Below are 3,098 nucleotides of genomic sequence, written 5' to 3'. Positions count from 1 at the left end.
GCGCCTGCTACCTCTACCTCGACGACCAGCCAGCCTAATCAACACCCCTCCACGAATTAACGCGGAGCAGCACTAGATCCGGCGATTGCGCAGCGCCCACCGGGTCAGCGCCGGGGTGACCAGACCCGCCATGGCGAACAGCCCGGCGACGGCCAGCCAGCCGGACGCCCCGCCGTCGATGATGAGCAGAGTCAGCAGGGCCGGGGCGACCGCCCGGGCCAGCCCGGCGAGCATCCCGTCCGCCCCCTGGTACGCGCCGAGGTCGCCCGATGGGGCGAGGTCGTAGGCAAGTCCGGCCCCCGCGGCGGCGTGCCACAGGTCTCCGGCGGTGTACACGGCAGTGGCGAGCAGGAGGAGTACGACCGCCGCCGTGGTCGGCAGGGTGACCGTGGTGGCGTAGAACAGCATCGCGGTGGCCAACACCAGGCCGGCGCGGCGCATCGTCGCCGCCGCTGGGACGGCGGTGTCCGCGCCCCGGCTCAGCCGCACCGCCAGCACAACGGTCAGCAGCGTGTTGGTCAGCAGCGCCGCCGACACGACGGGCGGCGGCGCTCCGATCACGGTCACCACCCACAGCGGCACCACAAGCGTGAGGACGGTCTGGTGCAGGGCGAGGAGCGCCGACGCGCCACTCACCACGAGGAACCGGCCGTCGCGCAACGGCCCTGGGCGGCGCGGGGCAGCGCCCGTCGAGGCGCGCGGCGTGGGCGGATAAACCGGCAGCCGCAGCAGCAGCGCCGCCGACACGAGATAGGTGACGGCGTTGCCGACCACCAACAGCTGGTACGCCCGGTGCGCGTCGGCGGCCAACGCCAACCCGGCCACTCCGGCTCCGACCGCGATGCCCAGGTTCGCCACGGCGCGCAGCGTGGCGAAGGCGTGTACCCGCCGCTGCGGACCAGCGACGGCCGCGACCAGCGCTGCGCGGACCGCGAGGTTGCCCGAGGCCAACAGCAGTTCGAGCACCGCGACGACCAGGAAGACCGCGAACGAGTCGACCAGCAGGTACGTCGCCGCTACCACCGCCTGGAGGACCTGCAGGGCGGCTCGCAGCGTACGCGGGTCGCGCCGATCGGCCAGCGCGCCGAGCGGCACGCTGGCGGTCAGCCCGACCAGGCCGGCGACGCTGAGCCCGGCGCCTACCTGGACGGCGGACAGCCCCACGTCCCGGGTGAGATAGAGAGCCGCACCGGTCAGCCACAGGCCCGCGCCGATCGAGTTCGCCAGGGTGGCGAGGGCGAGAGTGCGCAGTCGCCCCACCGGTGGCAACGGCGAGACGCCCCGCATCACTGCGAGACGAACGCGGCGGAGGCGAGGTCGACTGCCCGGCAACCGCCGGTGGCCCGCTCGAACGTGTCGCCGTTGACCGTCATGGTCGCGACGTTATGCAGGCTGGGCGGAGTCGGCGGTCCCGACCGACGCGAGGCTGGTCACACCACCGACCCTGAGGGTCCTGGCTCATCGCGGCCGGCGGGCTGGAACACCGTCACGTTCGCCGGTGGTAGTGGTTGCGGCGGGGGAGCTGGTCGGGATCGAGCCAGGCCGGTGGAACGAATGCGGGGTGGCCGTCGCCGCCCGCGCGGACCGTCCACTCGCCGCGGTGGACGTGGCGGTGGTGGTGGCCGCAGAGGAGAACGGAGTTGGCCAGGCTGGTGTCGCCGCCGTCGGCCCAGTGGCGGATGTGGTGGGCGTCGCACCAGCGGGGTGGTCGGTCGCAGCCGGGGAAGGCGCAGCCTCGGTCGCGTAGCACCAGGGCGCGGCGCAGGGGACCGGTGACGAGTCGGCGCTGGCGGCCGACGTCGAGTGTCTGGCCGGCGCTGCCGAGCACGGCGGGCAGGATGGCGGCGTCGCAGGCGAGGCGACGTACCGTTTCCGGGGTGAGCTGTGGCCCGGTGTCGAGAGTGCCGGCATCGAGCCGCCGGGCCAGCATGTCGAAGCTGGTGGTCACGACGATCTGGGCGGGCTCACCGCCGTGGTCGGGCAGTTCGCCGGTGCGGAGGGCGAGTCGGCACAGGTCGGCGAGCGCGTCGTGCCGGCGTTGCCCGGGGCAGCGCGGGTCGTCCGGACCGGACGGCGCGGTCAGCGGGTCGAGCGCGGCGCGCAGCAGACCGGCAGCCTCGGCGTCCAGGTGCCCGGAGAGCCGCAGCCGGCCGTCGCGTAGCTCGGAGAGCGTGACATGACGGTCGCGGTCGGCCCGGCGCGCCTCGGCCTCCAGGGCTGCCCTGGCGGCGGCTTCGGCAAGCTCCGGGGCGACATGGTCGAGGACCCGGGTGCCCAGCTTGCGCAGCAGCCTCGGCTCGAACTGCCCGGCCCACTCGATGAGGACGCCGACCGCCTTGTCGGCCGTCTCGGCGTCAGCGGCCCTGTGCACCGTCTGGACGGTCTCGCCGATGACCCGCGCCTGCTCGGCAGTGATGTTTCCGTCGGCCAGCGCGGCGCGCACCCCCGGCGCTCCGGCATCGAGCGCCCCGGCGAGATCGACCAGCCGGCGAGCGGCGGAACCGTCGAGCCGCAGCCGGTCCCGCAACCACACCGCCGTCGACGACGCGCCCTGCGCTCGCGCCGTGCCCCGGCCGTCCACCTCACGCACCAGCCCCAGTTGCACGGCCGTCAGGCGTTGCGCGAGCCGGTGCGCGGCGTCGAGGGCCGCGACGAGGTCGTCCTCGGGAAGAGCCCAGGCCGGCGCGTCGAGGCAGTCGGCCACCGCCGCCTCCGCCTGCGCCAACCCCTCCAACATGCATCGATGTTAGAACACACGTACGACAATTTCCGGGGTCGACCGAGAGGGCGGCGAAGCCCTTCGTGGTGCCGGACGAGCGGCGTGACGCTCTGCCAGGTGCTGGCCGGATCAACGGTCCGCAGCGATGAGATGCACCGCGCCCTGCTGGCGGCGACGAACGCGACAGCTCCACTCCGGACACGTCGGCGGGCAGCGGATCCCAGATGCGGCCCTCCACCAGTGCGAGCACGCGTACCTCCGCGGCGGCCGGACGGACGAGGCGGTCCTCGCGCCAGCGGCGTACCACCTAGACGATCTATTCCAAGGGGTGCGGGGCAGCGAACAAGAGCGAGGGTGTCCATGATCGACGTTGCTGAGC

The 3,098-nt window shown here is 73.6% G+C and carries 2 protein-coding genes; both read right to left on the bottom strand.

The window, feature by feature from the left end:
* Positions 1–72 precede the first annotated feature (72 nt).
* Positions 73–1,287 carry an MFS transporter gene (locus tag ACLQ24_RS29155; RefSeq protein ID WP_425894948.1) on the bottom strand — a complete coding sequence of 405 codons (1,215 nt, stop codon included), beginning with the start codon at positions 1,285–1,287 and terminating at the stop codon, positions 73–75.
* A gap of 199 nt (positions 1,288–1,486) precedes the next feature.
* Complete coding sequence (locus ACLQ24_RS29150) at positions 1,487–2,737, bottom strand: DUF222 domain-containing protein (protein WP_425894947.1); 1,251 nt, start codon at positions 2,735–2,737, stop codon at positions 1,487–1,489.
* Between the last annotated feature and the right edge of the window lie 361 nt (positions 2,738–3,098).

The organism is Micromonospora sp. DT4 (assembly GCF_049841675.1).
Classification (GTDB): domain Bacteria; phylum Actinomycetota; class Actinomycetes; order Mycobacteriales; family Micromonosporaceae; genus Micromonospora.
The sequence above is the reverse complement of the archived record's forward strand: the minus strand, read 5'-3'. Positions and strand labels throughout refer to the sequence as shown.

What these genes read in the sequence shown, in the direction of transcription:
- ACLQ24_RS29150 (WP_425894947.1), bottom strand. Translation starts at nt 2,737, where the DNA reads ATGTTGGAGGGGTTGGCGCAGGCGGAGGCGGCGGTGGCCGACTGCCTC.
- ACLQ24_RS29155 (WP_425894948.1), bottom strand. Translation starts at nt 1,287, where the DNA reads ATGCGGGGCGTCTCGCCGTTGCCACCGGTGGGGCGACTGCGCACTCTC.